Annotated in this window: 5 protein-coding genes; 4 read left to right on the forward strand and 1 reads right to left on the reverse strand. The window is 64.3% G+C overall.

The genetic code is table 11. The features are described from left to right. Window positions 1–160 precede the first annotated feature (160 nt). From YH64_RS07335 to YH64_RS07345, 3 genes are all read left to right on the forward strand, one after another. Window positions 161–1270, forward strand: coding sequence for a YcjF family protein (locus YH64_RS07335; RefSeq protein WP_046805565.1), 1110 nt, complete (start codon window positions 161–163; stop codon window positions 1268–1270). 200 nt (window positions 1271–1470) lie between these two features. Continuing rightward, window positions 1471–3555, forward strand: a complete 2085-nt coding sequence (locus YH64_RS07340) for a bifunctional diguanylate cyclase/phosphodiesterase (protein ID WP_082134520.1) — start codon at window positions 1471–1473, stop codon at window positions 3553–3555. Window positions 3556–3682: 127 nt separating this feature from the next. Then, window positions 3683–3895 (forward strand): DUF1059 domain-containing protein, encoded by a 213-nt coding sequence (locus tag YH64_RS07345; protein ID WP_046805564.1) that lies wholly within the window; start codon window positions 3683–3685, stop codon window positions 3893–3895. Between the two features lie 27 nt (window positions 3896–3922). On the opposite strand, the gene YH64_RS07350 is transcribed toward YH64_RS07345, so the two are convergent. Beyond that, a complete protein-coding gene (locus tag YH64_RS07350) occupies window positions 3923–4975 on the reverse strand; it encodes an ornithine cyclodeaminase (protein ID WP_046805563.1) in 1053 nt (350 codons plus the stop codon). Between the two features lie 124 nt (window positions 4976–5099). Here YH64_RS07350 and YH64_RS07355 point away from each other — a divergent pair, with 124 nt between their 5' ends. Then, window positions 5100–5525: an Lrp/AsnC family transcriptional regulator gene (locus tag YH64_RS07355; protein ID WP_046805562.1), complete on the forward strand. Its 426-nt coding sequence runs from the start codon at window positions 5100–5102 to the stop codon at window positions 5523–5525. Window positions 5526–5630: the final 105 nt, after the last annotated feature.

The raw sequence follows: 5630 nt of genomic DNA on the forward strand, positions 1-5630 counted from the left end.
GGGCAGCCATAGGGTTATGGGATCCGTTGCGCCTGCCCACGCACCGGATTCATCAAGCAACCCGGATCTTCGGTGAAGTGGCAAGAAAAATATCGCGGTTGCCGCGAATGTCGGACTCATCTGATATCGTTGCTCAATCCCTTTCCAGTTATTACCGCTCATGCCGCCCCTACGCCCCGATTCGCCCGCCTTGCAGGACGCCATCGCCGACGCCATCAGCACGGCCACGCGCGGCGCGGGTCGCGTCAACATCCTGATCGCGGGCAAGACCGGCGTCGGCAAGAGCACGCTGATCAACGCCGTGTTTCGCGGCGATCTGGCCAAGACGGGCGCGGGCAAGCCCGTCACGCAGACCACCCAGGAATACACCAAGCCCGGCCATCCGCTGACCATCATCGACACGCGCGGCCTGGAAGTGGGCGACTACGCGCGCTCGCGCCAGGCGCTGACGGACTTGATCCAGGAACGCTCGGCGTCCGACGATCAGGACAAGCACGTGCATGTGGCCTGGCTGTGCATCCAGGACAGCAGCCACCGCGTGGAAGACGCCGAGATCGAACTGGCCGACATGCTGGCCACCGCCGGCATCCCGGTGGTGGTGGTGCTGACCAAGGCGCGCAAGAACAGCCCCTTCGTTGCCGAGGCGCACAAGCTGCTGCCGCGCGCCAAGCAGGTAGTGGCCGTGCGCGCGCTGCCGGAATGGATCGAAGAACTGGACGCGGAACTGCCGCCGATGGGCCTGGACAAGCTGATTGAAGTCACCGCCGAGCACATTCCCGAGGGCCAGCAGCGCGCCTACGCCAATGCCCTGTCCACCCGCAACAAGAAGGCCCTGGAAGTAAAAAAAAAGCGGGCTGAGATAGAAGTGAACGTGGCAGCCGGCCTGGCCGCGTCCGCCGCCGCCGCGCCCATTCCGTTTTCGGACGCGTTTGCGCTGGTGCCGATCCAGGTCGGCATGATCGCCAAGATCGGCATCACCTTCGGCATGGAGCTGGACACCACCGCCATCACCACGCTGGTCACCTCCACGCTGGGTGCGTCGGCGGCCACGCTGATCGGGCGGTCGGTGGTATCGGGCATGCTGAAATTCATTCCGGGCGCGGGCAGCGCCGTGGGCGGCACCATCGCCGCCACCACCGCGGGCGCCATCACCAAGCTGCTGGGCAATGCGTACGTGGCCGTGCTGTACGACTTCTGCTTGAAGAACCCGGGCAAGGACATCGACATCGGGATGATCGCGCAGGCGCTGCGCCAGCGGGTAAAGCTGTGACCTGCCGCGCCACCCCATGCAATGAATCGTGTTTCTACGACAACATTCGTTAGATTCACGCCTTTTCAGGCCCGCGCCTTAACTATTGCCAAGACGGCGACGTAAAGCCGTAGATCCCTCATTCCATTCGCGGGACAGCCCACGCGTACGCCGGCCAGGCCCGCCAGACGCGGGCGCTTCCCCCCCCGCCCCCTCATCCAATGATCATCGACAATTCCGACGTCATGTACCGGCACCTTGTGCAGGGTGTCGTCGACTACGCCATCTACATGCTGCACCCGGACGGCACAGTCGCCAACTGGAACGCCGGGGCGCAGCGCGCCAAGGGCTACACGCAAGAGCAAATCGTCGGCAAGAACTTTGCGTGCTTCTACACGGCCGCCGACCAGGCCGCCGGCTTGCCGCAACGCGGCCTGGCCACGGCGCGAGAACAGGGCCGCTTCGAAGCCGAGGGCTGGCGCGTGCGCCGCGACGGCACGCTGTTCTGGGCCAATGTCGTGATCGACGCCATCCGCGACGACCAGGGCGAGCTGATCGGCTTTGCCAAGGTCACGCGCGACGTCACCGAACGCCGTGAACGCGAACAGCAGCTGGTGAAGGCCAAAGAGCTGGCCGAACACTACAACTCGGAATTGACATCGCTATCCAGCTTCCTGGATGCCGTGGTGTCGCACATCCCGTCGTGCGTGCTGGTGATGGACGCCGTGTCGCGCAATATCCTGCTGGCCAACCGTCAGGCGGAAGCCACGTTCGGCGTCACGCGCGCCCAGATGCTGGGCAAGACGGCGCAGCAGTGCCTGCCTGAACCCGTGTGCGAATTCCTGGACCGGCTGACGCACGACGCCTTGCGATCGGACGGCGCCCTGCGTGAAGCGGAAGAAGAGCTGACCACCGCGCGCGGCATGCGCACCTTGCGCACGCGCACGCTGGTTTTTCACAGCAACGACCCGCGCTCGCGTTACGCGCTGCTGATCTCCGACGACGTCACGGACGAGAACGCGGCGCATGCCCAGGTGCGCTACATGGCGCATCACGACACCCTGACCGGCATGCCCAACCGCCGGCTGTTCCGCGAGCAGCTGCTCAAGGCGCTGCACCACTGTGCCGACGACCGCCGCACCGCCGTGCTGTGCCTGGACCTGGACAATTTCAAGAGCGTGAACGACACGCTGGGCCATCCCTGCGGCGACGAGCTGCTGCGCCTGTTGGCCAAGCGGCTGCCGAAGGTGCTGCGCGAGCAGGACACGCTGGCCCGCCTGGGCGGTGACGAATTCGCGGTGGTGCTGCCCAACATCGGCCAGCAGGACGACGTGCGCAAGATGGCCGAACGGCTGATCGATGCGGTGCGCCAGCCCTTTGAAGTGGACGGCCATACGGTGCCGATCAGCGTCAGCATCGGTATCGCGCTGGCCGAGACGCCCGAATACACCGCCGACCACCTGCTGCGCTACGCCGACATGGCGCTGTACGAAGCCAAGCGCAACGGCCGCAACCGCATGGTGTTCTTCCAGCGCGAGATGGAGGCCGCCGCGCTCAAGCGCCATGAAATGGAAATGGACTTGCGCCAGGCCATCATGGGTCAGCAATTGCAGTTGTATTACCAGCCCATCCTGGACGTCAGCCACGTGCGCATCGTCGGACGCGAAGCGCTGATGCGCTGGCAGCATCCGGTCAAGGGCCTGATCATGCCGGGCGACTTCATTCCCATCGCCGAAGAAACCGGCCTGATCCACGAGCTGGGCGCCTTCACCCTGCACGAGGCCTGCGCCGAAGCCATGCGCTGGGACGACCACGAAACGGTAGCCGTGAACCTGTCTGCCAGCCAATTCACCAACAGCGCGCTGGTGTCGCTGGTGGAATCGGCGTTGACCAAGTCCGGCCTGCCGGCGCGGCGGCTGGAACTGGAGATTACCGAATCGGTGCTGCTGGCCAACTCGGCCTCCAACCTGAACACGCTCAAGCGCTTGAAGGCGCTGGGCGTGAAAGTGGCGCTGGACGACTTTGGCACGGGTTATTCGTCGCTGGGCTATCTGCGGTCGTTCGACTTCGACAAGATCAAGATCGACAAATCGTTCACCCAGGACGTCGAATCCAGTAAAGAAGCACTGGCCATCATCCGCGCCATCAACGGCATCGGGCGCAGCCTGGACATTCCGACCACTGCCGAAGGCGTGGAAACCGCCGCGCAGCTGGACCGGCTGACACAGGAAGGCTGCTCGCACTTCCAGGGTTACCTCTTGGGCCGCCCGGTGTCGCATGACGCACTGCCAGAAGAAAAGCCGTAAGCGCCCGGGTCTATACTTTTGGAATCATCGGGTGCGCTGCGACGCGCCAACTGCCCGATGCCCCGCATGCCGCGCGTCGGATGTGCCATTACGCAAGCGCCCCTGGGCGCTGCGCAAGGAGACAATCATGACCCGCAAATACATCGACTGCCGTGAGTTTCCAAGCGAGATGAATTGCTCGGTAGCCCTGGCCGCGGATTCCGACGACGAATTGCTGGAAGCCGCCGTGCAGCATGCCACCACCGTACACAAGCACGCCGACTCGCCAGAGCTGCGCTCGCAGCTCAAGACGATGTTCCACGACGGCACGCCGCCCACTGACGCCCCGCGCGCCGCCTGATCGCGCTTTGCTGATGAATCGCCGGGGCTATGGCTGCCCCGGCGCGGCCTTCACGTCAGTGGCCGCGCGCACCACATCGAACAGATTCTTCGGATCCTGCAATCGCGGCGCCACTTCAATGCGGGCGCCGATGCCAAATCGGACGGCGCTGTCGCGCAACCAGCGCAAGGCCGAAAAGTCCTCCAGCGCAAAACCCACCGAATCGAAGATGGTCACATCTTCAGCGCTGCGGCGGCCGGCCGCCTGCCCCGTCAGCACGCGCCACAGTTCCGTCACCGGAAAATCCGCGGGCATCTGTTGCAGGTCGCCTTCAATGCGCGTCTGCGGTTCGTATTCGACAAAGAGAGCGCCCCGGCGCAGCACGTCGGCATGCAGTTCGGTCTTGCCCGGGCAATCGCCCCCCAAGGCGTTGATGTGCATGCCGGGTTCGACCATGTCGGCGGTCAGAATGGTGGCGTAGGCCTTGTCGGCGGTGACGGTGGTGACGATGTCCACCCCCTTGACCGCCTGCGCGGTGCCGTCAAACGCGACCACGCGCAGCGTCGGGGCGACGGCGGCCAGGTTGGCTTGCAGCTTGCGCGTCGCGTCGGCGTCCACGTCGTACACATGCAACACGTCGATACCCAGCACATAGTGAAATGCCAGGGCCTGGAATTCCGCCTGTGCCCCGTTGCCAATCAACGCCATCGAGCGCGAACCGGGCCGGGCCAACGCGCGTGCCGCCAGCGCCGACGTGACGGCGGTGCGCAGGGCGGTGGTCAGGGTCAGTTCGCTGATCAGCAGCGGTTCGCCCGTGCTGACTTGCGCCAGGGCGCCAAAGGCCATCACGGTGGACAGGCCGGTTTGCGGGTTGTCGGGGTGGCCGTTCACGAACTTGAAGCTGTACAGCTCGCTGTCGGCGGCGGGCATCAGTTCGATGACGCCGGCAGGGGAATGACTGGCGACACGGGCGCACTTGTCGAATTCTTGCCATCGCAGAAAATCGGCCAGCACATAGTCCAGCAGATCGGTGAAAACCTTGCGCGGGCCGTATCGGGCCACGATGGTGGCAACGTCCGACGTCGTGAGCAATGTCGTCATTTTTTTCTCCCCAAGTTATGGAAAGGAAATTCTGGCCGATGCCCAAATCAATTCATAGTGACAACTTTCCACACGAAACGCTAAGATTCTGGCAATTCGACAGCCAACATTAGCACTTTGCACAATGGACACGCTAGACCAGAGCTTGCTGGGCCTGCTGCGCGCGAACGCCCGCCTGTCCATCGCCACGCTGGCCAAGAAGCTGGACGTATCGCGCGGCACCATCGACAACCGCATCCGCAAGCTTGAAGAGCGCGGCATCATCGTCGGTTATACCGTGCGCCTGCGCCCCGAGTCAGAAACGGACGACATCGTGGCGTGGATGAGCATCGCCGTGGAAGGCCACGAAACCCGCAAGATCGTGAACCTGCTGATGGGCGAACCCGCGGTGGCGGGCCTGCACGACACCAACGGCCGCTGGGACCTGCTGGCGGAACTGCGGGTGCCCACCATCGATCAGTTGTCCGAAGTGCTGGACAGGCTGCGCACCCTCAAGGGCATCTCGGCCACCGAGACCAGCATCCACCTGAAGACATTCAAAGCCATCTGAACGGACTGGGGCCGAGGCGGGCAGGGACGAATGCCCCGGCCCGCCTCGGCCCCCTGCACGCAATGCGCGTCATCCGCGTCATGCGCATCCTGCACTTCGTGCGCC

This window comes from Achromobacter sp. LC458 (assembly GCF_001005835.2).
Taxonomy (GTDB): domain Bacteria; phylum Pseudomonadota; class Gammaproteobacteria; order Burkholderiales; family Burkholderiaceae_B; genus Achromobacter; species Achromobacter spanius_B.